This window comes from Alteraurantiacibacter aquimixticola, from assembly GCF_004965515.1.
GTDB lineage: Bacteria > Pseudomonadota > Alphaproteobacteria > Sphingomonadales > Sphingomonadaceae > Alteraurantiacibacter > Alteraurantiacibacter aquimixticola.
In genome coordinates this window covers 214,515-237,903 of sequence record NZ_SSHH01000001.1, presented here as the reverse complement: position 1 = coordinate 237,903, position 23,389 = coordinate 214,515, and the positions used below count along the sequence as shown (strand labels likewise).

Genomic DNA, 23,389 nt, shown 5'->3' with positions numbered 1-23,389 from the left:
ACGTTGCCTCCCCGCGCCATGCGTGCCACCAGTCGCTACGTGACCAGAATGGCGGGGGATCAGGATTTTGCGCGCGATTGGGACGCGGTGCGTTCCGATGGCGATATCCAGTTCGCCCCGATAGAGCTTCCCGCCCAGCCGGAGCGAGAGCCGGATTGGCTCTCCAAATTCTTCGAGTGGCTTGGCGAACTGCTCAGTCCCGCTGCACAGGTCTTTGCCGGCAGCTGGAGCTGGCTGTCCTGGGTGCTGATCGCAGCAGCCGTCGCCCTGATCCTGTTCGCTATCTACCGCATCGTTGATCCCGCCATGCTGCAGCGGCGCAAATCCGCGCATGAGGAAGATGCCGAGTTCGTGCCCGAACGCGGCGCGGCGCTGGCCCTGCTGGAGGAGGCGGACCGGCTGGCCAGCGAAGGCCGCTTCGACGAGGCGACGCACCTGCTGCTGACGCGATCGGTGGGCCAGATCGCCGAATTGCGCCCCGACCTGATCGATCCTTCGAGCACGGCGCGCGAGATTTCCGCCTTGCCCGCCCTCCCCGACAGCGCGCGCACCGCCTTTGCCACGATTGCCGAGCGGGTCGAGCGCAGCCTCTTCGCCCTGACGCGCCTGTCTTCGGATGACTGGCATGCCGCCCGCGCGGCCTATTCCGAATTCGCGCTCGGCTATCGCGAGATCCGGACATGAGCCGGGCAGCCAATCCCTTCTCGCCCGGCAAGCTGGTGGCGCTGGTGCTGGTGGGGGCGAGCGCCTTCCTTCTGTTCCTCTATGCTATTGGCGCGGGCTGGACCGGCGGCAATCGCGAGGGGATGACCGCGCATGCCAATTCCAATGCGCTGAACGGCTTTTCCGGCCTGGTCGCGCTGATGAAGCGGCGTGGCCACGATGTCTCCATCGCCACGACGCGCGAGGTCCAGGAGGACGAGGTGCTGCTGGTCCTCACACCCTCCTTCCAGACCGATGCCGCCGAATTGCAGGAGGTTATGGAATCGCGCCGCTATCGCGGGCCGACCGTGGTGATCCTGCCCAAATGGGCGAGCGCGCCCTTGCCGGAAGAAGCGCGCGGCGAAGCGCCTTCGGACTGGGTGCAGGTCGCGCTCGGCTTCTCCCCGTTCTGGTTCGAGCAGGTCGAGGATTTCGAGCCCATGGCGCTGGGTCAGGGCGGCACGGCCAGCTGGAGCGGGTTCGGCCTGTCCGGAACGCTGCCCGATAGCGAGGCCATGCAGGCGATTGTCGATGTGCCGAACAAGGAGTTGTTCCCCCTCGTCACCGATGCCGAGGGCGACTTGCTGGCAGGATATTGGAACCGCAACGGCTATCACCCCGAGCTGGCCGAGGCCGGCCGGATTACCTTCTCCGAGGAGGAGGAATACGACCAGGACAATGCTCTCTATCCGCTGGTGATCGTGGCCGAGCCGGATCTTATGAACAATTACGGCATGGCCGACCGCACCCGTGCCTTGGCCTCGGTTCGGCTGCTTGAACTGAGCATGGAGGGCTATGACATGCCCGTCGCTTTCGACATGACCATGCCCGGCCTGGGATCGAGCGAGAACCTGCTGACCCTTGCCTTCCGGCCGCCTTTCCTTGCCGCAACCTTGTGCCTGATCGCCGCGCTGTTCGTGGTCGGCTGGCGTGCCTTCCGCCGCTTCGGCCCGCCGGTGGCCGAGGAGGAGGCCTTCGCGCGCGGCAAGACGCAACTGGCGCGCAACGGCGCGGCCCTGATCGAACGCACGCGGCGCTGGCACCTGCTGGGCGCGCCCTATGCCGCGATGGTCGCCGGGCGCATCGCCTCAGCCCTGCATATTCGCGAGACCGATCGCATGGAGCGCGAGGCGGCAATCGATGCCGCGATGGTCGCGCGCGGCCTCGACGCCCCGCTGTTCAGCGAAAGGGCGGAACGCCTGCGCGACGCACGCGGTGCGGCGGAAATGATACGCGCGGCCAGCGCATTGCAATCACTGGAAAGGACGCTGAAACGATGAGCATGACACTGGAAGAGACGCGCGCCTTGGCGCAGTCGATCCGGGACGAGGTGGGCAAGGCCATCGTCGGCCAGGAGGAGACGATCGAGCACCTGCTGATCGCGCTCATCAGCCGCGGCCACGTGCTGCTGGAAGGCCCGCCGGGGACGGCCAAGACCTTCCTCGCCCAGTGCTTCAGCCGCGCCACCGGTCTCGAATTCGGGCGCATCCAGTTCACGCCCGACTTGCTGCCAGGCGATATCCTCGGCTCCAACCTGTTCAACTTTCAGACCAGCCAGTTCACCCTGACGCGCGGGCCGATCTTCTGCGACCTGCTGCTGGCGGACGAGATCAACCGCACCCCGCCCAAGACGCAGGCCGCGCTGCTCGAAGCGATGCAGGAACGCCGGGTAACGCTGGATGGCGAGACGCATGCGCTGGGCGACCAGTTCATGGTGGTTGCGACCCAAAACCCGATCGAGAACCAGGGCGTCTATCCGCTGCCCGAAGCACAGCTGGACCGCTTCGCCTTCAAGCTGCTGGTGCCCTATCCCAGCCTCGAAGAGGAAGCGCGTATTGTCGAGCGGTTCGGAACGCTCTCCGGCCCGCCCAGCGTGGACGATTTCGGTATTTCGCAAGTGGCGGACGCGACGAAGATCGCCGCCGCGCAGGCCTCGCTCGGCCATGTCACGCTGGCGAAGGAGATCGTCGATTATACGGTGAACCTGGTGCGCGCCACGCGCGACAATCCGGAACTCGCCAGCGGCGCATCCCCGCGCGCCGCCGTGCTGCTGGCCAATGCCGCCCGCGCCCGTGCCGCGCTGCATGGCCGCGCCTATGTCATTCCTGACGACGTGAAGGCCCTCGCCACTGCAGCCCTGCGCCACCGCCTGCTGCTCTCGCCCGCCGCAGAGATCGAAGGGCGCGAGATGGAGGACCTCGTCGCCGACCTCGTCGAACAGACAGAGGCGCCGCGCTAAGGCCCCTGCAAATGCGTCTCCCCGCCTTCCCCATTGTCCCGTCCGCCCGGATGCTGGTGATCCTGACGCTGCTGGCGCCCATCGCGCTGGTGGTGGCGGCGACCGCGCCCTCCGCCTGGGTGGTCGCGCCTGCCGCGGCGCTAGCGCTGCTGCTGGTGATGCTGCTCGATGGATGGCTGGCCGGGAGGCTCCACGACCTGCAGTTGCACGTCCCCAGCGATACCGAGGTGGGGCAGCCCGCTTCCATCCGCGTGCTCGCCGATCTCGACCGCAGCTCCAATGCCACACCGCCTGAAGCCGCTCTCGGCTTCGACGCACGGCTGGGCGAAGGCGGAGTGGTCACATTCCCGCTTGCCGGCAAAGGCGAAGCTTCCACTTTCGCAGGCGAAGGCGCAATCACCCCTGTGCGCCGGGGTACGGGCGCCTTCCACGACCTTTGGCTGCGCTGGCCCGGACCGCTGGGGCTTGGCGTGCGGCAGGTGCATCGCAAGCTGGAGGAGACAGAACTCCGCGTCTGGCCCGATCTCTCCCCCACCCGCTCACCCGTGCTGCAAGCGTTTTTGCGCGATGCGCAATTCGGCCTGATCGCCCGGCGCATTCGCGGCGAAGGCACGCAGTTCGAGGCCTTGTCCGAATATGAAGCAGGCATGGACCGCCGCCGCATCGACTGGAAGGCATCGGCGCGCCACACCGCACTCTATGCCCGCGAGAACGAGGCGGAGCGCGACAACCAGATCGTCTTCGCCTTCGATTGCGGGCAGTCCATGTGCGAGCCGGTGGACGGCCTGCCGCGTATCGACCGGGCCGTGACCGCAGCGCTCACCGCCAGCTATGTCGCGCTGAAGGGCGGTGACCGCGTGGCCTTTTTCGGCTTTGCCGATGCGCCCAGCGTGCTGACACCCTTCGTCACCGACACGCGCGCCTTCCACCGCTTGCAGACCGCTGCCGCCGGGCTGGATTACACGACGCGCGAGCCGAATTTCACGCTGGCGCTCGCAACGCTCACCGCCCGCCTGCAGCGCCGCAGCCTGATCGTGCTCTTCTCCGATTTCACCGACCCGACCTCGGCCGAACTGATGGTGGAAAGCGTCGCGCGGCTGGTGCGCCACCACCTCGTCATTTTCGTCACCATGGTGGATACCGAGCTGGAAGGCCTCGCCACGCGCGAACCGGAGACCGTGGCGGATATCGCCACCGCCGTCTCCGCCGCATCGCTCGCCCACCAGCGCGCCATCGTGTTGCAGCGGTTGCGGCAGATGGGCGTCGACGTGATCGAGGCCCCGCATGACACGATCGGCTACCGCCTGATCGACCGCTACCTCCAGGCCAAGCGCGCGGAGGCGATCGGGTGAGCCACTTCGCTTCTCCTTCCAGCCGCCCGTCTCTTGGTCGCAGTAGCCATAGGCCGAACGGCCGCCCGCAGGCGCCCCGCAGCCGAGCGGAGGGAATAGCGCCGAGGACCGCGCGCCCGGATGGGCGTGCGGAAAGAGGGGGTTGCTGATGGCGCTCAATCTTTTCCGAAAGAAGGTGGCCGAGGCAGCCGCCGATATCGAGGCGGCGTCCCTGCGCTCCGACCAGTTCCGGCTGGAGCGCGAAGGCGACTGGCAGCGGCTCGAAACCATCGTCGAGGCGCTGGAGAAAGGCCGCCTCGGCAGGATCGCCGATGACGACCTGCTGGAGCTTCCCGTGCTCTACCGCAAGGCCGCCTCCAGCCTCTCCGTCGCGCGCGAGACTTCGCTCGATGCGGCGACGCTCGCCTATCTCGAATCGCTGGTCCGGCGAGCATGGTTCCAGGTCTATGGCCCGCGCTCCAGCCTGTTCGCATGGGCGCGGCGGTTCCTTGGCGGCGGATGGAGCGCATCGGTGCGCGAAATCTGGCTCGACATCTGCATCGCCCTGTTCGCCATGATCTCCGGCACGGTGGTCGGCTACCTGCTCGTCGCCAGCGATCGCGGCTGGTACTATTCGCTCGTCTCGGGCGGAATGGCGGGCGGGCGCCAGCCCGGCGCGAGCCGGGAGGAGCTGGCCGAAACGCTGGCGAGTACCGAGAACGCCGATGGGCTCGGCATGTTCGCCGCCTATCTCTTCTCCAACAATTCGGCCGTGTGCATCATGGCTTTCGCGCTGGGCTTCTGCTTCGGCATCCCCACGCTGCTGCTGCTGGTCTACAACATGGCGCTGCTGGGGGCGATGCTGTGGCTGTTCGCCGATGCCGGGCTGACATGGGAATTCGCCGCCTGGCTTTCCGTCCATGGCACGACGGAACTGGGCGCGATCCTGCTTTCGGGTGCGGCCGGCATGCATATTGGCAGGTCGATGGCCTTTCCTGGCCGCCGGAGCGTGCTCTCCGCCGCCGCCGCATCGGGCCGGCGTGCGGCGCAGGTGATGGCGGGCTGCGTGCTGATGCTGGTCGTTGCGGGACTGCTCGAAGGCTATGCGCGCCAGCTGCTTCCCGGGGCCGGGCCGCGCGCCATCGTCGGCGGTCTCTTCCTTGCCGGATGGGTGTTCTATTTCCTCCTCATGCCGCGCCCGCGCGACCATGGCACGGAGGACGCGCCATGAGCAGCGCCAGCGTTACCAATCGCCTGCGGTCATCGCAATTGAGGCGGCAGCGGGAGCTGGTGACGCCCGAAGGGCTGTCGCTTCCGCTCACCATTGCCAGCCGCGGCGCGCGCGTGGGCGCATTACTGCTCGACCTCATCATCATCGCCCTGTCGGTGGTGGCGCTGGTCCTGCTGCTGCTGGCCTTTGGCACCAATATGGCGACCATCGGCTCTGGCGAGGTCGGCGGAGCGGTGGAATTCCTCGTGGTGATCCTCATCATGCTGACCTTCCTCGCCCGTTATGGATACTTCCTGTTCTTCGAACTGGGGCCGCGCGGAGCAACGCCCGGCAAGCGCATCATGGGCATCCGCGTCGCCGCGCGCGACGGCGGGCGATTGACGGCTGAGGCGGTGATCGCGCGCAACCTGCTGCGCGACGTGGAGGTATTCCTGCCCGCCACCTACCTCCTATCGGGAGAGGCCGAGCAAGGCGTGATGGGCGTCGCCGCATTCGTCTGGCTGATGTGCTTCGTGCTGTTTCCCGTCTTCAACAAGGACCGCCTGCGCGCCGGCGACCTGGTGGCCGGGACATGGGTGGTCGAAGCCAGCCGCGTGAAGCTCGCCGAGGCCATGTCCACCGCGCCCGACCGCAGCCGGGACTTCCGCTTCGGCGAGGAAGAACTGTCTGTCTACGGCGAGCACGAATTGCAGGTGCTCGAAGGCGTGCTGCGGCAGGATAACTCCGAAGCCATGCATGAGGTGATGCTGGCCATCTGCAACAAGATCGGCTGGGAAGCAGGCGCGGGCCATGAGCGCGAGTTCCTCGAAGCCTTCTATGCCGCCCTGCGCGCGCATCTTGAGCGCAACATGCGTTTCGGCAAGCGCAAGGCGGACAAGTTCTCCTGACGGGCCTGCGCCGAAACGTGCATTTTCATCGGTCAATCGCGGCTCAATTTGGCCGCTATCCTCTGCAATAATCCGTCCCGAGAGGGTCGTATCAACGGCCCCATAGCAGGGGAGTAGTTTGATGCGTTTGGGACGTTACCGCTTCGATCAGGACCTGGCGATAGAGATCGCTGCCGATATCTTGCTGGCCATTGCCATTGTGGTGGTCACATGGCTGCTGGCAAGGGCCGCCAAATGGGCTTTCGCCAAGATCGTCGACAATGTCTCCTTCCTGCAGAAGGACACCTCTTCGGGCGAGAGCATCGGTATGCAGCTGGGCAAGATCGTGTCCATGCTGATCTGGCTGCTCGGCCTCCTCGCAGTCTTGCAGGTATTCGACCTGGGCGGCGTGATGCGGCCGGTGACCACACTGCTCGATTCGATCATGGGCTTCATCCCGCATTTGATCGGGGCGGGCCTGATCTTCTTCATCGGCCTGATGATCGCACGCATCCTGCGCGACCTGACGGTGACCGCACTGCAGACGGTCGATTTCGACAAATGGGCGAACAGGGGCGGCGTGGACAACGTCACCGGCAATGCCGCCATCAGCAAGACGATCGGCACGATCGTCTTCGTGCTGGTGATCATCCCGGTCTCCATCGCCGCGCTGGAGGCGCTGGATATAGAGACCATTTCCGGCCCGGCGAGCGAGATGCTGCAGATGATCTTCGGGGCGATCCCGCGCATCATCGGGGCGGCGATCCTGCTCGGCCTCGGTTATCTGATCGCCCGCTTTGCCGGCACCATGCTGGCCGACGTGCTGCGCGGCCTGGGCGTCGACCGCTCACTGGAAAGCACCGGACTGCTGCCGGCGAACACCTCCGCCTCGCGCGTGATCGGCAACGTAGTGCAGGTGGCGATCATCCTGTTCATCGCCATTGCCGCCACGCGCCTGCTGGGCTTCCCGGAACTGACCGTCATTCTCGACGAGATACTCGAGCTGGGCGGACGCGTCGTCTTCGGTGCAGTGGTGATCGGCGCGGGTTTCCTGATCGCCGGACTGCTCGGCCGTATCATCGGCGGCGAAGGCGGCAATGCTGTGGCCGGTAGCGTGGTGAAATGGGCCGCGATCGTGCTGTTCACGTTCATGGGCCTGCAATTCATGGGCGTGGGCGAGGAGATCGTGCAGACGGCTTTCTCCGCCATCGTGATCGGCGGCGCGGTAGCAGCGGCACTCGCTTTTGGCCTGGGCGGACGCGAATGGGCCGCGCGCAAGCTGGAACAGGCGGATGAGGCGGTCAGCCGCAGCGCTGCCGCTTCCTCGTCTTCCGGCTCAACGCCTGCCACAACGGCGGGAGAAGAGCCCGCGGACCTGCCGCCCGGCGCCTGAGGCTTCACAGCCACCCGCCCAAAGGATAGGGCGCAGGACCATGACCCTGGAACTGCGCCCTGCAACCCTTGACGATGCCGACGCACTGGCAGGCTTTGCCCGCGATGCCTTCGATGCTGCGTTCGGCCATCTCTACAAGCCTGAGGACCTGCAGGCGTTTTTTGACGAGTGGCGCACGCCGGAGCGTTATCGTGCATCCGTCGAAGACCCCGACACCGCCGTGCAGCTCGCGCTCGATAATGGGGAAATCGCCGCCTACTGCCTGCTGGTGCGCGGTTACATGTTCGACGAGCACCCCGAACCGCGCCCGGCAAACCCGGCCTTCCTCAGCCAGCTCTATTGCGCGAAGAAGAGCACCGGACGTGGCCTTGGCGCGGCATTGATGGACTGGGCGCTGGCGCAAACGCGCACGTGGGATGGCGATGCCATTACCCTGTCGGTCTTCAGCGAGAATTTCGGGGCGCAGCGTTTCTACCAGCGCCACGGCTTTCACCACGTGGCCAATATCGATTTCTGGGTGGGGAACCATCGCGACGATGAATTCCTCTACGAATTGCGCCTTTGACGAAATGGAGCGCTAGTCCAAAGTTAATCCGCGTTTAGGGATTGCGGTCCACAGCGTTCATAGCCACGACCTTTCAAGGACAAACCTGCACCGATGGCCCCCGCGCGACCAGAGCTGACCACACCGGTGTTTTCGACGGGACCACTGCCGGACGAACTGTTGCGCGACGCCCAGATCGATCGCGTCCTGGCCGCCGTGCGCGGGCATCTCGGGCTCGAGATCGCCTTTGTCTCGCGCTATGTCGGCGACGGTGAGCGGGAGTTGACGCATGTCGATACCGATCTCGACCTGCCGATGGGCCCCGGCTTTCGCGAGCCGGTGGAGGAATCCTATTGCTGGCACATCCTGCAAGGGCGCCTGCCCGAGCTGATCCAGGACCCCGCCGACCATCCGTTGACGGCAGAGCTGGCGATCACCGACATGCTGCCCGTAGGCTGCCATCTCAACGTGCCGCTGCGCCTGTCGGACGGCAGCGTGTGGGGCAGTTTCTGCGCGCTGGGCCGCAAGCCCGACCGCAGCCTGGGCCAGCGTGACCTGAAGGTGGTACACGCCTTCGCCAGCCTCGCTGCCGAGCGAATCGAACAGGCGATGGAAGGCGAAATGGCGCTTAAAGCAGCCCGCGAGCGGGTCACCGACATGCTGGACGGCAGCGCGATCACCATCTTCCACCAGCCGATCCACGCGCTGGACACCGGCGAACCGGTGGGCGTGGAATGCCTGGCGCGCTTCCCCAACCAGAACCGCCTGGGACCTGATGCCTGGTTCGACGATGCGGAGCAGGTCGGACTGGGAGTAGAGCTGGAAATGGCCGCCGTGCGCGCCGCGCTCGATACAATCGATCACCTGCCAGCGGGCATTTATGCGACGGTCAATGTCGCGCCCTCCACCATCATGTCCGGCATGCTCGAGGCAGAGCTCGAGAAGGTCGACACCGCGCAACTGGTGATCGAGGTGACCGAGCACCAGCAGGTAGCCGATTTCGGCGCGCTGGCGGAGCGGCTGGTCAGGCTGAAGGAGAAGGTGCGCATCGCCATCGACGATGTCGGCACGGGCTATTCGGGCCTTAGGCACATCGTCGACCTCAAGCCCGACATGCTCAAGATGGACATGGCCCTCACCCGCGAAATCGACAGCGATCCGGCGCGCCGCGCGCTGACCGGCGCGCTGGTGCAGCTGGCGCGGGATATCGGCTGCCTGCTGGTGGCCGAAGGGATCGAGACGCAGCAGGAATGCGATACGATGACCGCGCTCGGCGTCGCCTGCGGACAGGGCTATTTCTTCTCACGCCCGCTGCCGGTGGTGGCGGCGCAGCAATATCTCATGGGCAACCGGGCGAAGGGTGAGGCTCCCGACCGCAATGCCCAGGAAACGCGCGGCCTTCCGGAAGCGAACGACCAGCCGCCGGCGCGCCTGCCGCGAAGCTGAGCTGCCTTGGCAACCCGCGTCCGGCTCAGTCGTCGCGGGCGCCGTTGCGCATGGCCCGCTCCTGTTCGCGGGTCATCTCCTTTGCGGCATAGACGTCGCCCGCTTCCATCTGCACGCGCAGCCGCTGCCGGTCGTTCTCGCGATAACGGCTTTCGGCCCGGTCGATCTCCTGCTCGCTCAGACCCACATTATCCAGCGCCATAAGCGCCATGCGCAGCGCGGATTCGAACAATTCGCGCATGACGTAATCGGCCTTGCTGCCGGCCATCGCGATCACGCTTCGCCGGTCGTATCCACGCAAATAGACCTGCGCATCGGGGAAGGCCTGCTTCAACGCTTCGACCAGTTCGGCGTCCACCTTGTCATTCGCCGTGCAGAACATGATCAGCTGCGCTTCGCCCGCCCCTGCCTGGCGCAGCATGTCGAGCCGCAACCCGTCGCCGAAATAGACTTTCCAGCCGAACTCCTCGGCCATGTCGATGCGCTTCACATCGGTATCGATCACGGTGACGGTCAGGCCCGCGCCCTGCAGCGTCTGCGCCACGGTCTGCCCGAAGCGGCCATATCCGACCACGATCGCGCTGGCGCCTTCGGCCTGCGGGCCCTCGCGCTCCTCCCCGCCATCGCTGCCGGGCGGCTCGCGGCGGACACGGCGCGTGGCCATCATCAGGAAGGGCGTGGCGGCCATGGACAGGGTGACGACCGCGCCGAAGATGCTCGCGGCCGTATCCTCGATCAGCAGCGCGCTCTGCGCGGTGGTGTAGAGCACGAAGGCGAATTCGCCGCCTTGCGACAGCAGCAGGCCGAGCGCCAGCGCGGCTCGCCAGCGCATCTTCATAAGCAGTCCCAGCCCGGTGATGATCCCGGTCTTGAGTGCGATCAGCAGCACGGCGAAACCAATCACGAAGAACGGACTGTCGGCAATCGCCTGCAGGTCCAGCATCATGCCCACGGCGATGAAAAACAGCCCCAGAAGGATTGAGCGGAAGGGCTCGATATCCGCCTCCAGTTCGTGCCTGTAGGGCGTGTCGGCCAGCATCACACCGGCAATGAAGGCGCCTAGCGCCAGCGACAGGCCGAGCAGTTCCATCACCGCCGCGCTGGCGACCACGGTGAAGAGCGCGGCGACAATGAACATCTCGCGCTCGCCCAATTTGCCAATCAAGCGGAACAGCGGACGGATCAGGAAACGTCCCGCCGCGATCAGCCCGGCGACGGCTGCCAGCGAAAGCAGCACCAGCGTGATGCCCGCGGGGCCCTCGGCATCGGCGGGATTGCGGCTCATCGCCGAAACGATGGTGATCAACGGGATGATCGAAAGGTCCTGGAACAGCAGGATGGCAAAGGCCCGCTCGCCAAAAGGCGTGCGCAGGCGTCCGGCCGATTGCAGCATGGGCAGCACCTGCGCGGTGGAGCTGAGGCCCAGCGGCAGGCCAATGGCCAGCGCCGCCTCCATCGTGAAGCCGGTGAGCGCCAGCACGGTGGCCGCCACGGCGAGGCCGCAGGCGATGACCTGCGCCCCGCCAAGGACGAAGATCTCGTGCTTCATGCGCCATAGCCGCGCCGGATTGAGTTCTAGCCCGACGACGAACAGCAGCATGACGATGCCGAGCTCGGCGAACTCGACCATTTCCTCCGCACCGCCGACCAGGCCCAGAACTTGCGGTCCGATCACCACGCCTGCGACGAGGTAACCCAGCGTGGCGCCCAGCCCCATGCGGCGGAACAGCAGCACGAAGCCGAGCGCGAAGCCCAGCATGACCACGCCTTCAAGCAGCATCAATCCGCCTTCGTGCCCTTCCATCAACCTGCCTCCCGAACCGGCCGGGTCAAAACCACTTCCATTTCCAGAACAGCGCGATCTGCATGGAGAAGATCAACCCGCACAGGCCCACAACGATCCAGAAAGCGGTCGGATTGTCGGTGCCCGGAACGCCGGCGACATTGATGCCCAGCAGGCCGGTGATGAAACCCAGCGGCAGGAAGATCGCGGCGACGATGGTGAGCAGGTAATTGGTCCGCTCATTGCGGGCGATCGAGCGGCCGCGGATATCGTCCATCAGCACGACGGCGCTTTCCTTGCTGATGTCGAGGTCTTCGAGATAGCGCCGCAGCCGGTCGATCGATTCGGCGATCTCGCGCCTGTCATGCTCCTCGAACCAGGGCGGGGCATAGCGGCTGATCGCTTCCAGCGCCTCGTGCATCGGGCCCATATGGCGTTTCAGGCCCAGGCAGTTGCGGCGGATCGTCGCAATCTTCTCCAGCGCTGCTTCCGCATCGTCATCCGGGTCGCGATCCTCCAGCGCGTCGAGATGGTCGTTCATGTCGACGATGGAGCGATTCATGCGGGTGATCATCGCCTCGGTGATCTCGGTGATCAGCGCGCCGCAATCATTGGGCCCCGCCGCGCGCCGGTCGATCATGCGCAGCACGTGACGCGGTGTCTGCAACGGATGCCGCCGCAGCGTGACGAGACGCTTGCCGTCGCACCACATTTGCAGCGAGAGCATGTCCTCCGGCTCGGCGCCGGGATTGAAGTTGATCCCGCGCAGCGTCGCCACCAGCGTATCGCCTTCGCGGAATGCGCGCGGGCGCGTCTTGTCGCTGACGAGCAATTCGCGCGTCGGCTCGGAAATGCCGAGTTCCTCGAGCCATTCGATCACGCCGGGGCGGTTGCGACAGAGGTGCACCCACAGCACCTCGCCATCGCCATCGGGCTGCCATGCGCGCGCCTCGTCCCAGGTGACCGGGCGGCCTGCGCCCTTCCCGTCCAGCACGCGGCCGAAGATCATCGGATCCTCCGGCGGGCATTCGCCGGAGATATCCACCTGCAGGTCTTCCTGTTCGTCGTCCATCGCGGCGCACCATGCCGCAAAGCGGGCTTGCTGTCATTGCCCCTTGAGCGGCGTGAGCATATGTCTCGCCAATGCTCATCCACGGACAATGCCATTGCGGCGCAATCGCCTATGAAGCCGAGGTTTCACCCGGCACCGTGGTCTTGTGCCATTGCAGCGATTGCCAAACCTTCGCCGGTGGTCCCTATCGCGCGATGATCCGGCCGGAGGCGGGGACTCTCGAAATGACAGGGACGCCGAAACATTACGAGAAGACCGCCGATAGCGGGCGCGTGCGGGTGCAGGGCTTTTGCGGCGATTGCGGCTCCCATCTCTATGCGATGGATCCCGATGGCGCGAACCTGGCGCTGCGCATCGGCGCGATCGCAGAGCGGCATGAGCTGGGCGCGCCGGTGAAGCAGGTCTGGTGCTCTTCCGCATTCGACTGGGCCTTCGACCTGCCCGAAGAGGGGCGCATTTCCACCCAGCCCTAGGCCCAAGGGCTGTCATTGCCCCTTCATGCGCCTGCGCCTATATGGACGCCATGTCATCTTCCGTCAGACCGTGGCGCGATATCGATCGCCGCAAGAGCCGCCAGATCATGGTCGGCAATGTCCCCGTGGGCGGCGATGCGCCGATCACCGTGCAGACCATGACCAATACGCCGACAGAGGATGTGGCCGCCACGATCGACCAGATCCGCCGCTGCGAGGATGCGGGCGCGGACATCATCCGCATCTCCTGCCCGACCGAGGAATCGACGCGGCATTTCGACCAGATCACCCGCGCTTCCAACATCCCGGTCGTGGCCGACATCCACTTCCACTACAAGCGCGCGCTGGAAGCCGCCGACAAGGGCGCGGCCTGCCTGCGCATCAATCCCGGCAATATCGGCTCTTCGGAGCGCGTCGCCGAGGTTGTCCGCGCGGCCAAGGCCAATGGCTGCGCGATCCGCATCGGCGTGAATGCTGGCTCCCTCGAAAAGGACCTGCTGGAGAAGTATGGCGAGCCCTGCCCCGAGGCGCTGGTCGAAAGCGCGCTCGACCATATCAAGCTGCTGCAGGACCACGACTTCCACGAATTCAAGGTCGCGGTGAAGGCCAGCGACGTCTTCCTCGCCGTCGCCGCCTATCAGGGGCTGGCAGAGGCGGTGGATTGCCCGCTGCACCTTGGCATTACCGAGGCGGGCGGGCTGATCGGCGGCACGGTGAAGAGCTCCATCGGCATTGGCAGCCTGCTGTGGGCGGGCATTGGCGACACGATCCGCGTTTCCCTTTCGGCAGAGCCGGAGCAGGAAGTGCGCGTCGGGTTCGAGATCCTCAAGGCGCTGGGCCTCAGGACACGCGGCGTGCGCGTCGTCTCCTGCCCCAGCTGCGCGCGGCAGGGCTTCGACGTCATCCGCACGGTGCAAGTGCTGGAAGAGCGCCTGCAGCACATCAAGACGCCGCTCTCGCTCTCCGTCCTCGGCTGCGTGGTCAACGGGCCGGGCGAAGCGCGTGAGACCGATATCGGCATCACCGGCGGCGGCGCGGGCAAGCATATGGTATACCTCTCCGGCGTGACCGATCACCATGTGCAGGATGCCGACATGATCGATCACATCGTGGGCCTTGTCGAAAAAAAGGCCGCGGAGATCGAGGAAGGCATGACCGATGCAGGAAAAGCAGACAGCGCAGTCGAAGCCGCAGAATAGCGATTCCGGCATTACCGGGGACGGCCAGCTTATGGCCCGAAAGGTAGCCCTAGGTACCGGATCTGCCGGTGCGCTTTCCGCCGGAGCCCTCGCCATCGGCGCGCTGGCCGTCGGGGCCGTCGCGATAGGCGCACTCGCCATTGGCAGGCTCGCCATCCGCCGCATGCACCTGCGGGAAGCCCGCATCGACAGGCTGAGCGTCGGCGAGCTCGAAATCGACGAAATCACGATCGTGCATCACGACGACGACTAATATCCGCCCGCCGGCTCGTACACCGGCGGCTTTACCCCACGGTAACCCTGCGGCGGATAGTTTCCGCCGATGGATATCAAAATCCCCCTCGCCCTCGTGCTAATCGCGGGTGGCGCTATCGGCTTGATGTTGCCGATGGACGGCGGATTTGAGCAAGACGCACCTGAAACTGCTGCGAATCCGGACGGAAATTCCACTTCCGCACAGGTCAATCTCGCGCAAGCTCCGGCCGCAAACACCGGCTCGGAATGGGCCGAAGGGGTGCAGATCCAGCGCGCAGGCGACGGGCATTTCTATGCCGATGTTCGCACAGGCGGCCAGAACATCCTGATGCTGGTGGACACCGGCGCATCTGTGGTCGCGCTGACTGCAGAAGATGCGCAGGCGATGGGCATTACCTGGTTCGATGAGGATGTGCAGCCCGTGGCGCAGGGCGCCGGCGGGCCGGTCTATGGCGTGACTACCATGATCGACCATATGAGCGTGGGCGACCTGGAAGCCAGCAATGTCGAAGCTGTGGTCATCACCAGGGGTGCGCGCGTTTCCCTGCTCGGCCAGTCCTTCCTCAGCCGCGTGGGAACGGTCTCGATCAGCGGCGACACCATGTCGCTGGCGCAATAGCAGCACACTGTCGGAGGGGGCATCCAGCATGAACATGACGAGCTTCCTGCCGCAGCGTTGGCGCACCCGTCGCGAGGCGGGCCGGCATAACGAGGCGATTGCAGGCGTGCTCTCCACCCCTCCCATCGTGCCCAAGCGTGATGGATTGGTGATCTTCTCGATGATCGGCACCGCCGTGCTGCTGCCCTATCTCGTCGCGGTCAAATCGCTGTGGAAGCATTTGCAGCGCGGCCGCATCGCCATTCTCGACGATGGCACGCTGACCGCGCAGGACCGCGCGATCCTGGCCCAGCATTGCGGCGATCCGCAGATCTTCCGCATTGCCGACATTCCGCGCGGCGATTTCCCGGAAGGGGGCTGCTGGGAACGGCTGCTGACAATCCTGGACAATCGCGCGGGCGAATACTGGCTGCAACTGGACAGCGACACGGTGACGCTGGGCCCGGTGTGGGAGCTGGAGCGCGCCATCGCGGCCAATCGCAGTTTCACCCTGCTGGGCGGCGGAGATGCGCCCGAAGAGCCGCTGGAACTCGCCACCTTTGCCGAGCGCCTCTATCCGCACGGCCCGGCTGACGGCCATGTGCAGACGCGCATCGAAAGCCGCATGGGCGACCTCGCCCCAGGGCTGCCGTGGAAATATATCCGTGGCTGCGCGGGCTTTGCAGGCTTTTCCGCCGGGCGTGGCGGGCGCAAGCTGGCTGCGGCCTTCCTCGGCCGGATGAAGACCGCGATCGGGGCGGAAAACGCGAGCATCTGGGGCACCGAACAGGTCGCCTCCAACTTCCTGATCGCCAATGAGGGCACGCCGCTATGCCTGCCCTATTCCCGCTACATGAATTACTGGGGCAAGCCGTGGGAAGAGGATGTCGCCTTCATCCACTTCGTCGGCGCGCATCGCTTTGACCATGGTGCCTATACCGAGGTCAGCGAGAAGGCTGTTGAGGCACTGCGCGCCTGAGGGCCGGCCCTAGAAGTAGATATCGATGTAATCGGTGAGGTAGTCGCACCATTCGAATTCGCGCAGCCGCCAGTACTGGCGATCCTGCGTGATGGCGAAGCGCCAGACCTTGTCCTGCTGGCAGAAGCGGCCGGCATCGGGCGTATTCATGATGGTGATCGTGCCATCGAAGAGGAAATAGTCCGCGCCCACCTCCGTCACCTTTCCATCGAGCAGGACGGCGGCGGGCCGTTCGGGGGCGAACTGGCTGGCAGTGAGGTGCCAGGATCCATCCTCTGCCACGACCACGTCCGCAGGGCCACGCTCGTCCCAGCTGATCCATTGCAGCGTCACACCGCTGTTTTCGCGCAGCATGGTCGCTTTGAGCTCATCATGGATCACCGGTGTGGCAGATGCGGTCGGCGCGGCACCGGCGGTCTCGGCAGTGGCGGTCACCGGGGCGCAAGCGGCAAGCAGCGCAAGGGCGGCAGGAGCAAGATTTCCCTTCATGCCGCCACCCTAGAGGCAAGAAGCCGAGTCGCGAATGCTGAAGGCATTGTGGCGCGCCAGGTGGCGAGTCGGCACGGTAAAGCGTGGCGAATACGCGAGCAAAACCCCGAATCGCGTTGAATCTGGCTCGACAGCTCCCCAGATAAGCAAGCATCATGCCGAAAATGAAAACAGATCGTCGCAAATTCCTTTTTGGTGCCGCCGCAGGTGCAGCGTCCCTCGCCGCACCGCTCCGCGTAGCTGCACAGGCTGCACCCGATCAGCGTACTCGCAAGATCGTCGACAAGGCCGTCAGCGAGCTGGCGCGCGCGGCGCATGCCGTATCCCGGCGCGACGTGGTCGCCATCGCTGATTTCGGCCTGCATTCTTCCGAGCCGCGATTTCATATCGTGAACCTGGAAGCGGGCCGGATGCGCAGCTTCCTCGTCACCCATGGTGCGGGCTCTGATCCCGAACATGACGGCTGGCTCAATGCCTTTTCCAATGTGAACGGTTCCAACGCCACCAGTCGCGGTGCCTATGTCACCGAGCAGCTCTATCACGGCAAATATGGCGCCTCGATGCGTCTGGAGGGGCTGGAGCGGGACAATTCCAATGCCTATTCGCGCGCCATCGTGATGCACCCGGCCACTTACGCGACGCAGGACTTCGTCAATCAGCATGGCCGGCTGGGCCGTTCGAATGGCTGCTTTGCCATGGGCGATGCGGAGATGACCCATACCCTGAACGCCCTGCAGGGCGGCACGTTGCTCTTCGCAGACCGGCTGGGCATCGGCCCCGGCGGCGCGCAGGTCCAGGCCCCGCGCCAGCGCAACCTCAATCTCGGCTGATTTGTCCTAGTTCAGCAGGCGGCGTCCACTGACGGGCGCGGCCATGCTCTGGAGAACGGGCGCATCGCGATCATAGAGGTCGGCGAATTGCGTCACCTCGCCATTCTCGTCCACGCCCATCGTGAAATAGGCGATATGGACGGGGACCGCTTGGGCCAGCGGCACGCGCGTATAGGTCCCGCTATCGGAAATCGCCTGCGCCTCTTCCCGGCTGATATTGTCATTCAGCGTCACCAGCGTGAAGGCGAGTTCGAGCACGTCCTGCGTGCGGATGCAGCCGTGGCTGAGGGCGCGATAATCTTCCTCGAAGCGCTGTTTTGCAGGCGTATCGTGCAGGAAGACGGCATGCGGGTTGGGCATGTCGAGCTTCACGATCCCCAGCGCATTCTGTGGCCCCGGCTGCTGCACGATGCTGACATAACCATTGGCCCCGCGCGTCGCGACATAACCGCGACTGCGTGCCCAGGCGGGGTTGTTGAGGACGCGGCGGCCCAGCCCCTCTCCCACCACGATGCTTTGCGGCACGGTCCAGGTCGGGTTGAAGATGATGCCTTCCACCTGGTCGGAAAATTGCGGCGTGGCGTTGCGGCCCGGAATGCCGACAATGACGCGGTGGCTGCGGGTGATCTCGCCATCTACCATCAGCCGCAGGCGGAATTCGGGGATGTTGACCAGCAGGTGCGTCGCGCCCAGGTCGCGCGGCAGCCAGCGCCAGCGATCCATGTTGGCAGCGATCAGGCGGCGCCGGTCGACATCCTCCAGCGGCGTTGCTCCCAACGCATCGCGCAAGGCAGCATAATCCGGGTGCACGGGATCGAGCGAGGCCAGCACGCGCCCCACATCCTCGCCCGCCTTCACCCGCGCCATCAGCGCCGAGGCAGGGTAGAGCCGCGCATCGGGATCGACGACGTGGAACGACCGGCGCGCGCTGCGCGGCGTGCGTCCGTCACGCAAATCCTGCACCAGCCAGCCGAAGATCGCGCCCGCGACATTGTCGAGCCGCTCGCTCTCGCCATCGGCCAGCGCCGCCCGTAACGCTTCCGGCCGGTAGTCGGCCGCGTTCAACCCCTCATCGGCCACCGTAGCCAGTAGTTCGAGCAGCGCTTGCGCCGCTTCGGGCGTCCATTCACGCTCTTCTTGCGCGGCAAGAGCCCCTGCCGATTGCGCCATATAGACCGCCGGCAAAGCCGCCTCGACATCGGCGCAGGAAGTGCCGAAATCCTGCGCCTTTACCGCAACCGGCATGGCGGCGCAGGCAGCGCCCAGCGCAATGGCTCCAAGAATTCCGAAACTGGCGACCTCTCTCATGCGTATAGTGTGAAACAGGCGAAGCAGGCTTGCAAGAAATCTCGCTTGCGCCGTTTGGAGAGTGACGGGGGCAAACGCGCTGCTAAAGCCGGATTGCCATGTCCCGCAATCCAACCTTCTATCCCTTCCTCGTCACCGTGCTGGCGATCGGATTGCTCAGCCTGATGGACGGCTTCATGAAAAGCGCGGCGCTGGCGGTAGGGGCCTATAGCGCGCTGCTGCTGCGATCGGGCATGGCGCTGGCGATGGTCGGCCCCGTCTGGCTGTGGCAGGGCGCGCAACGGCCCGGACGCAAGGCGATGCGGCTGCACCTGCTGCGCGGCGTGATCATCGCCTTTACAGCACTCACCTTCTTTTCCGCCCTCGTCTACTTGCCGCTGGCCGAGGCGATTGCGTTGAGCTTCATCAGCCCGCTGATGGCGCTGGCACTGGCGGCGCTGGTGCTGAAGGAGAAGATCGCCGGAAAGACGCTGGCAGCCGCCGTCCTCGGCCTTGCCGGCGTGGTCATTATCGTCGGCGGGCGCATCGGGCGCGAGCGGCTGACCGACGAGGCCGCGCTCGGCATCGTTCTCGTGCTGGTCTCCGCCGTGCTCTACGCCTGGAACCTGATCCTGCAACGCCAGCAGGCCCTGCTCGCCAAGCCGGTCGAGATCGCGACCTTCCAGAGCATGATCGTCGGCGCCACGCTGCTGCTCGCCGCGCCCTTCTTCTTCATCCTGCCCGAAGCCCCGCGCACATGGCTGGATATCGGCATGACGGCGGTGCTGAGCCTGATCGGCGGGATGCTGCTCGCCTGGGCCTATGCCCGAGCGGAGGCGCAGGTGCTGGTGCCGGTGGAATATACCGGCTTTGCCTGGGCGGCGCTGTTCGGCTGGCTGCTCTTTGCCGAGGTGGTGCAATGGGCAACGCTGGCCGGCGCCGCGCTGATTATCGTCGGCTGCTGGATCGCTGCGCCCCGCAAGCACACCGAACAGACCGCGACCGGCGTGGCGAGCGTGCCGCCCGTGAACGCGCCCTAACCGCTTGCAGGCGGAGCAGGCGCTTGGCGGGTCGGCACGTCTTCCTCATCCTCGCCGCCGAGCGATAGATTGGTGCTCTGCCACACCAGCCCCAGCGCCCCGCCAAGAAATGCCGCCACGATCAGCGCCAGCGCCATCCGCAGCGCGCCGATGCGCGGCCTGTCCCTGTCAGCCGGTCCGAATCCCATACTTGCCCCAAACCTCCACTTTACGCCCTGAAAGCGCCTGCGCCCTTGACCAAACGGCCCCAAAAGAGCAGGTCGCGCCCAAAGGCTCCTCCCTCCACTACACCAGGAGCCCAAACAGCAACAGGCATGCGCCTCGAACGGCAAAGGACAAGGCATCTATGACCCAGGTCGGCTCCAACACGCTCGGCACCCGCAGTACCATGGATGTAGGCGGCAAGACCTACGCCTATTACTCGCTGGCAAAGGCGGCGGAAACCATCGGCGATGTCAGCCGCCTACCCTTCTCGCTGAAGGTGCTGCTGGAGAACATGCTCCGCTTCGAGGATGAAGGCTTCACCGTCGGCAAGGAACATGCGCAGGCGATTGCCGACTGGCAGAAGAACCCCGCCACGGGCGAGGAAATCCAGTACCGCCCCGCGCGCGTGCTGCTGCAGGATTTCACCGGCGTGCCTTGCGTGGTGGACCTTGCCGCCATGCGCGATGCGATCGCCAAGCTTGGCGGCGACACCGCCAAGATCAATCCGCAGGTTCCGGTGAACCTCGTCATCGACCACTCGGTGATGGTGGACGAATTCGGCCACCCCAAGGCCTTCGAACACAATATGGAGTTCGAATACCAGCGTAACGCCGAACGCTATGACTTCCTAAAGTGGGGCGCCAAGAGCCTGCAGAATTTCTACGCCGTGCCCCCGGGCACAGGCATCTGCCACCAGGTGAACCTGGAGCACATCGGCAAGTGCGTATGGTCCTCCAAGGACCAGAATGGCGAGCTAGTGGCCTATCCCGACACTTGCGTCGGCACCGACAGCCACACCACCATGATCAACGGCCTGGGCGTGCTGGGCTGGGGCGTGGGCGGTATCGAGGCCGAGGCCGCCATGCTGGGCCAGCCGATCTCCATGCTGATCCCCGAAGTCGTGGGCTTCAAGCTGACCGGCCAGATGGCCGAAGGCGTGACCGCGACCGACCTCGTGCTCACCTGCGTGCAGATGCTGCGCGAGCATGGCGTGGTGGGCCGCTTCGTCGAATTCTACGGCCCCGGCGTGTCCAATCTCAGCCTCGCCGACCGCGCCACCATCGCCAATATGGCGCCCGAATATGGCGCGACCTGCGGCTTCTTCGGCATCGACGACAAGACGCTCGACTACCTGCGCCTCACCGGCCGCGCGGAAGACGAGATCGCGCTGGTCGAAGCCTATGCCAAGGAACAGGGCATGTGGTTCACGCCGGAGAACGAGCCGGTCTTCTCCAGCACGCTGTCGCTCGACATGAGCACCGTCGTCCCCAGCCTCGCCGGCCCCAAGCGCCCGCAGGACAAGGTCGCGCTGCCGATGGTGGACGAGCTGTTCAACACCGACCTGTCCAAGCTCTACGGCAAGTCCGCGCCCGCGCGCGTCGCCGTGGAAGGCAGGGACCACGATATCGGCGATGGCGATGTTGTGATTGCCGCCATCACCAGCTGCACCAACACCTCCAACCCGGACGTGCTGATCGCCGCCGGCCTCGTCGCCAAGAAGGCGAATGAAAAGGGCCTCAAGCCCAAGCCGTGGGTGAAGACTTCGCTCGCCCCGGGCTCGCAGGTCGTCACCGACTACCTCGTGAAAGCCGGCCTGCAGGAGCATCTGGACGCGATCGGCTTCGACCTGGTCGGCTATGGCTGCACCACCTGCATCGGCAACTCGGGCCCGCTGGCCCCGCCCTTCAGCAAGGCGATCAACGAGAACGACCTAGTCGCCGCCAGCGTCCTCTCGGGCAACCGCAACTTCGAAGGCCGCGTCTCGCCGGACGTGCGCGCCAACTTCCTTGCCAGCCCGCCGCTGGTCGTCGCCTATGCGCTCAAGGGCACGGTGACCGAGGATATCACCACCACCCCCATCGGGCAGGACCAGGACGGCAATGACGTAATGCTGGCCGACCTCTGGCCGACGACGCAGGAAATTGCCGACCTTCGCGCGTCCAGCATCGACCGCGAAATGTTCGAGAGCCGCTATGCCGACGTCTACAAGGGCGACGAGCACTGGCAGGCGATCCAGGTCGAAGCTTCGGACACCTATGCGTGGAAGCCGGGCAGCACCTATGTCGCCAACCCGCCCTATTTCGAGGGCATGGGCATGACGCCTGATCCGGTGACCGACATCGTGGAAGCCAAGCCGCTCGCCATTCTCGGCGATTCGGTGACGACCGACCACATCAGCCCCGCCGGATCGATCAAGGAAGACAGTCCGGCAGGCGAATACCTGCTGGCCAACCAGGTCGCCAAGGCGGACTTCAACTCCTACGGCAGCCGCCGCGGCAACCATGAAGTGATGATGCGCGGCACCTTTGCCAATATCCGCATCAAGAACGAAATGGTTCCGGGCGTGGAGGGTGGCTACACCACCTATAACGGCGAGCAGATGGCGATCTATGACGCCGCCATGAAGCACAAGGCCGACGGCACGCCGCTGGTGGTCGTGGGCGGCAAGGAATACGGCACCGGCTCCAGCCGCGACTGGGCAGCCAAGGGCACGATCCTGCTGGGCGTTCGCGCGGTGATCGTCGAAAGCTTCGAGCGTATCCACCGCTCCAACCTGATCGGCATGGGCGTGCTTCCACTGCAGTTCAAGGATGGCGACACGCGCGAGACGCTGGGCCTGAAGGGTGACGATGCCTTCACGATTCTGGGCCTCGCCACCATGGCACCGCAGCAGGACGTCGAAGTCGAGGTGACCCGTGCCGACGGCTCGACCTTCAGCTTCACCACCAAGTCGCGCATCGATACCGCCAACGAGATGGAATATTACCGCAATGGCGGCATCCTGCAGTACGTGCTGCGCAAGCTGGCCTGGCGTCGTAAGCCTTAACCACTCGCATTCATCGCGAGTCCAGTGGCGGGCTGGCAGCCTCCCCCTGATTGCAGAAGGGGAGACCTGCCATGCCCGCCATTCGTTTGTCGCTCGCCGCATTGGCGCTGAGCCTTGCCACTATGCCCGCCCATGCGCAGGATAGCGCCCCGCCTTCCGATGTCGATTACGCCGGTTTCCTGGCGCTGACCGCTCAGCTTGCCGAAGTGCGCGAAGATCACCTGCTTGGCTGGGACGAGTTCTCCGCCGTGGCCGAAGCAGGCGATGCGATCATCCTCGACACACGCTCCGCGGCAGCGTTCCAGTGGGGGCATATCGAGGGTGCGGTAAACCTGCCCTTTTCCGATTTCACCCAAGCGAAGCTGGCCGAAGTGATCGGGTCTGACCGCGACCGCCCGATCCTCATCTATTGCAACAACAACTTCTCAGACAACGTGGCACCGGTGCCATCCAAGAAAATCGAGCTAGCGCTCAACATTCCCACCTTCATCAACCTGCACGGATATGGTTATACCAATGTCTGGGAACTGGCGGACCTGATGAGCATAGAAGATCCGGCCGTGGGCTGGGTCTCCGCCTTCCCGTTTGAAGGAGAGTAATC

At 65.2% G+C, this 23,389-nt stretch carries 23 protein-coding genes; 17 read left to right on the top strand and 6 right to left on the bottom strand.

Annotation, left to right across the window (positions count from 1 at the left end):
• Window positions 1–18: 18 nt before the first annotated feature.
• The 9 genes from E5222_RS01015 (at window position 19) to E5222_RS00975 (ending at window position 9,752) form a co-directional block, all read left to right on the top strand.
• Entirely contained in the window at window positions 19–684 is a 666-nt protein-coding gene (locus tag E5222_RS01015; RefSeq protein WP_246021492.1) for a hypothetical protein, read from the top strand.
• Window positions 681–1,982, top strand: coding sequence for a DUF4350 domain-containing protein (locus E5222_RS01010; protein WP_136691684.1), 1,302 nt, complete (start codon window positions 681–683; stop codon window positions 1,980–1,982). The genes E5222_RS01015 and E5222_RS01010 overlap by 4 nt, the downstream gene beginning before the upstream one ends.
• Complete coding sequence (locus tag E5222_RS01005) at window positions 1,979–2,941, top strand: AAA family ATPase (protein WP_425456214.1); 963 nt, start codon at window positions 1,979–1,981, stop codon at window positions 2,939–2,941. Before E5222_RS01010 ends, E5222_RS01005 begins: the two co-directional genes overlap by 4 nt.
• Window positions 2,942–2,952: 11 nt before the next feature.
• Window positions 2,953–4,293 (top strand): DUF58 domain-containing protein, encoded by a 1,341-nt coding sequence (locus E5222_RS01000; protein ID WP_136691682.1) that lies wholly within the window; start codon window positions 2,953–2,955, stop codon window positions 4,291–4,293.
• 148 nt (window positions 4,294–4,441) lie between these two features.
• Window positions 4,442–5,503: a stage II sporulation protein M gene (locus E5222_RS00995; RefSeq protein ID WP_136691681.1), complete on the top strand. Its 1,062-nt coding sequence runs from the start codon at window positions 4,442–4,444 to the stop codon at window positions 5,501–5,503.
• The gene (locus E5222_RS00990) at window positions 5,500–6,390 is read left to right on the top strand and encodes an RDD family protein (RefSeq protein WP_136691679.1); all 891 of its coding nucleotides are present in this window, start codon (window positions 5,500–5,502) and stop codon (window positions 6,388–6,390) included. The genes E5222_RS00995 and E5222_RS00990 overlap by 4 nt, the downstream gene beginning before the upstream one ends.
• A 121-nt stretch (window positions 6,391–6,511) precedes the next feature.
• The gene (locus tag E5222_RS00985) at window positions 6,512–7,762 is read left to right on the top strand and encodes a mechanosensitive ion channel (protein WP_136691678.1); all 1,251 of its coding nucleotides are present in this window, start codon (window positions 6,512–6,514) and stop codon (window positions 7,760–7,762) included.
• Window positions 7,763–7,802: 40 nt separating this feature from the next.
• Window positions 7,803–8,327, top strand: coding sequence for a GNAT family N-acetyltransferase (locus tag E5222_RS00980; protein WP_246021491.1), 525 nt, complete (start codon window positions 7,803–7,805; stop codon window positions 8,325–8,327).
• Between the two features lie 93 nt (window positions 8,328–8,420).
• On the top strand, window positions 8,421–9,752 hold the full coding sequence (locus E5222_RS00975) for a sensor domain-containing phosphodiesterase (RefSeq protein ID WP_136691675.1): 1,332 nt from the start codon (window positions 8,421–8,423) through the stop codon (window positions 9,750–9,752).
• Window positions 9,753–9,777: 25 nt separating this feature from the next.
• On the opposite strand, the gene E5222_RS00970 is transcribed toward E5222_RS00975, so the two are convergent.
• Together E5222_RS00970 and E5222_RS00965 are read right to left on the bottom strand one after the other, a co-directional pair.
• Complete coding sequence (locus E5222_RS00970; RefSeq protein WP_136691674.1) at window positions 9,778–11,556, bottom strand: cation:proton antiporter domain-containing protein; 1,779 nt, start codon at window positions 11,554–11,556, stop codon at window positions 9,778–9,780.
• Between the two features lie 25 nt (window positions 11,557–11,581).
• Window positions 11,582–12,607, bottom strand: coding sequence for a zinc transporter ZntB (locus E5222_RS00965; protein WP_136691672.1), 1,026 nt, complete (start codon window positions 12,605–12,607; stop codon window positions 11,582–11,584).
• Window positions 12,608–12,678: 71 nt separating this feature from the next.
• Between E5222_RS00965 and E5222_RS00960 the strand changes: the two genes are divergently transcribed.
• Complete coding sequence (locus tag E5222_RS00960; protein ID WP_136691670.1) at window positions 12,679–13,080, top strand: GFA family protein; 402 nt, start codon at window positions 12,679–12,681, stop codon at window positions 13,078–13,080.
• Between the two features lie 50 nt (window positions 13,081–13,130).
• Complete coding sequence (ispG, locus tag E5222_RS00955; RefSeq protein WP_136691668.1) at window positions 13,131–14,279, top strand: flavodoxin-dependent (E)-4-hydroxy-3-methylbut-2-enyl-diphosphate synthase; 1,149 nt, start codon at window positions 13,131–13,133, stop codon at window positions 14,277–14,279.
• Window positions 14,280–14,328: 49 nt separating this feature from the next.
• On the opposite strand, the gene E5222_RS16360 is transcribed toward ispG, so the two are convergent.
• Window positions 14,329–14,517: a hypothetical protein gene (locus E5222_RS16360; protein WP_169053437.1), complete on the bottom strand. Its 189-nt coding sequence runs from the start codon at window positions 14,515–14,517 to the stop codon at window positions 14,329–14,331.
• Window positions 14,518–14,601: 84 nt separating this feature from the next.
• Between E5222_RS16360 and E5222_RS00945 the strand changes: the two genes are divergently transcribed.
• Both E5222_RS00945 and E5222_RS00940 read left to right on the top strand, forming a co-directional pair.
• A complete protein-coding gene (locus E5222_RS00945; RefSeq protein WP_136691666.1) occupies window positions 14,602–15,153 on the top strand; it encodes a retropepsin-like aspartic protease family protein in 552 nt (183 codons plus the stop codon).
• A 28-nt stretch (window positions 15,154–15,181) separates the two neighbouring features.
• Window positions 15,182–16,111: a hypothetical protein gene (locus tag E5222_RS00940; RefSeq protein ID WP_136691664.1), complete on the top strand. Its 930-nt coding sequence runs from the start codon at window positions 15,182–15,184 to the stop codon at window positions 16,109–16,111.
• 9 nt (window positions 16,112–16,120) lie between these two features.
• Here the strand turns inward: E5222_RS00940 and E5222_RS00935 are convergent, their stop codons facing one another.
• Window positions 16,121–16,600 carry a hypothetical protein gene (locus E5222_RS00935; protein ID WP_136691662.1) on the bottom strand — a complete coding sequence of 160 codons (480 nt, stop codon included), beginning with the start codon at window positions 16,598–16,600 and terminating at the stop codon, window positions 16,121–16,123.
• 164 nt (window positions 16,601–16,764) lie between these two features.
• Here E5222_RS00935 and E5222_RS00930 point away from each other — a divergent pair, with 164 nt between their 5' ends.
• The gene (locus tag E5222_RS00930; protein ID WP_136691660.1) at window positions 16,765–17,430 is read left to right on the top strand and encodes a murein L,D-transpeptidase catalytic domain family protein; all 666 of its coding nucleotides are present in this window, start codon (window positions 16,765–16,767) and stop codon (window positions 17,428–17,430) included.
• 6 nt (window positions 17,431–17,436) lie between these two features.
• On the opposite strand, the gene E5222_RS00925 is transcribed toward E5222_RS00930, so the two are convergent.
• Entirely contained in the window at window positions 17,437–18,738 is a 1,302-nt protein-coding gene (locus E5222_RS00925; RefSeq protein WP_136691658.1) for a L,D-transpeptidase family protein, read from the bottom strand.
• A gap of 98 nt (window positions 18,739–18,836) precedes the next feature.
• Between E5222_RS00925 and E5222_RS00920 the strand changes: the two genes are divergently transcribed.
• Entirely contained in the window at window positions 18,837–19,757 is a 921-nt protein-coding gene (locus tag E5222_RS00920) for a DMT family transporter (RefSeq protein WP_136691656.1), read from the top strand.
• Here E5222_RS00920 and E5222_RS00915 read toward each other — a convergent pair.
• On the bottom strand, window positions 19,754–19,945 hold the full coding sequence (locus E5222_RS00915; protein WP_136691654.1) for a hypothetical protein: 192 nt from the start codon (window positions 19,943–19,945) through the stop codon (window positions 19,754–19,756). The two genes, E5222_RS00920 and E5222_RS00915, sit on opposite strands and share 4 nt — an antisense overlap.
• Window positions 19,946–20,103: 158 nt before the next feature.
• On the opposite strand from E5222_RS00915, the gene acnA reads away from it, so the two are divergent.
• Window positions 20,104–22,788, top strand: a complete 2,685-nt coding sequence (gene acnA, locus E5222_RS00910) for an aconitate hydratase AcnA (protein WP_136691652.1) — start codon at window positions 20,104–20,106, stop codon at window positions 22,786–22,788.
• A gap of 71 nt (window positions 22,789–22,859) precedes the next feature.
• Window positions 22,860–23,387, top strand: a complete 528-nt coding sequence (locus E5222_RS00905) for a rhodanese-like domain-containing protein (RefSeq protein WP_136691650.1) — start codon at window positions 22,860–22,862, stop codon at window positions 23,385–23,387.
• Window positions 23,388–23,389 lie beyond the last annotated feature (2 nt).

Excerpts from the sequence above, each read along its gene's own strand:
- E5222_RS01015 (WP_246021492.1), top strand. The coding sequence starts at position 19 with ATGCGTGCCACCAGTCGCTACGTGACCAGAATGGCGGGGGATCAGGAT.
- E5222_RS01010 (WP_136691684.1), top strand. The coding sequence starts at position 681 with ATGAGCCGGGCAGCCAATCCCTTCTCGCCCGGCAAGCTGGTGGCGCTG.
- E5222_RS01005 (WP_425456214.1), top strand. The coding sequence starts at position 1,979 with ATGAGCATGACACTGGAAGAGACGCGCGCCTTGGCGCAGTCGATCCGG.
- E5222_RS01000 (WP_136691682.1), top strand. The coding sequence starts at position 2,953 with ATGCGTCTCCCCGCCTTCCCCATTGTCCCGTCCGCCCGGATGCTGGTG.
- E5222_RS00995 (WP_136691681.1), top strand. The coding sequence starts at position 4,442 with ATGGCGCTCAATCTTTTCCGAAAGAAGGTGGCCGAGGCAGCCGCCGAT.
- E5222_RS00990 (WP_136691679.1), top strand. The coding sequence starts at position 5,500 with ATGAGCAGCGCCAGCGTTACCAATCGCCTGCGGTCATCGCAATTGAGG.
- E5222_RS00985 (WP_136691678.1), top strand. The coding sequence starts at position 6,512 with ATGCGTTTGGGACGTTACCGCTTCGATCAGGACCTGGCGATAGAGATC.
- E5222_RS00980 (WP_246021491.1), top strand. The coding sequence starts at position 7,803 with ATGACCCTGGAACTGCGCCCTGCAACCCTTGACGATGCCGACGCACTG.
- E5222_RS00975 (WP_136691675.1), top strand. The coding sequence starts at position 8,421 with ATGGCCCCCGCGCGACCAGAGCTGACCACACCGGTGTTTTCGACGGGA.
- E5222_RS00970 (WP_136691674.1), bottom strand. The coding sequence starts at position 11,556 with ATGGAAGGGCACGAAGGCGGATTGATGCTGCTTGAAGGCGTGGTCATG.
- E5222_RS00965 (WP_136691672.1), bottom strand. The coding sequence starts at position 12,607 with ATGGACGACGAACAGGAAGACCTGCAGGTGGATATCTCCGGCGAATGC.
- E5222_RS00960 (WP_136691670.1), top strand. The coding sequence starts at position 12,679 with ATGCTCATCCACGGACAATGCCATTGCGGCGCAATCGCCTATGAAGCC.
- ispG (WP_136691668.1), top strand. The coding sequence starts at position 13,131 with ATGTCATCTTCCGTCAGACCGTGGCGCGATATCGATCGCCGCAAGAGC.
- E5222_RS16360 (WP_169053437.1), bottom strand. The coding sequence starts at position 14,517 with ATGCACGATCGTGATTTCGTCGATTTCGAGCTCGCCGACGCTCAGCCT.
- E5222_RS00945 (WP_136691666.1), top strand. The coding sequence starts at position 14,602 with ATGGATATCAAAATCCCCCTCGCCCTCGTGCTAATCGCGGGTGGCGCT.
- E5222_RS00940 (WP_136691664.1), top strand. The coding sequence starts at position 15,182 with ATGAACATGACGAGCTTCCTGCCGCAGCGTTGGCGCACCCGTCGCGAG.
- E5222_RS00935 (WP_136691662.1), bottom strand. The coding sequence starts at position 16,600 with ATGAAGGGAAATCTTGCTCCTGCCGCCCTTGCGCTGCTTGCCGCTTGC.
- E5222_RS00930 (WP_136691660.1), top strand. The coding sequence starts at position 16,765 with ATGAAAACAGATCGTCGCAAATTCCTTTTTGGTGCCGCCGCAGGTGCA.
- E5222_RS00925 (WP_136691658.1), bottom strand. The coding sequence starts at position 18,738 with ATGAGAGAGGTCGCCAGTTTCGGAATTCTTGGAGCCATTGCGCTGGGC.
- E5222_RS00920 (WP_136691656.1), top strand. The coding sequence starts at position 18,837 with ATGTCCCGCAATCCAACCTTCTATCCCTTCCTCGTCACCGTGCTGGCG.
- E5222_RS00915 (WP_136691654.1), bottom strand. The coding sequence starts at position 19,945 with ATGGGATTCGGACCGGCTGACAGGGACAGGCCGCGCATCGGCGCGCTG.
- acnA (WP_136691652.1), top strand. The coding sequence starts at position 20,104 with ATGACCCAGGTCGGCTCCAACACGCTCGGCACCCGCAGTACCATGGAT.
- E5222_RS00905 (WP_136691650.1), top strand. The coding sequence starts at position 22,860 with ATGCCCGCCATTCGTTTGTCGCTCGCCGCATTGGCGCTGAGCCTTGCC.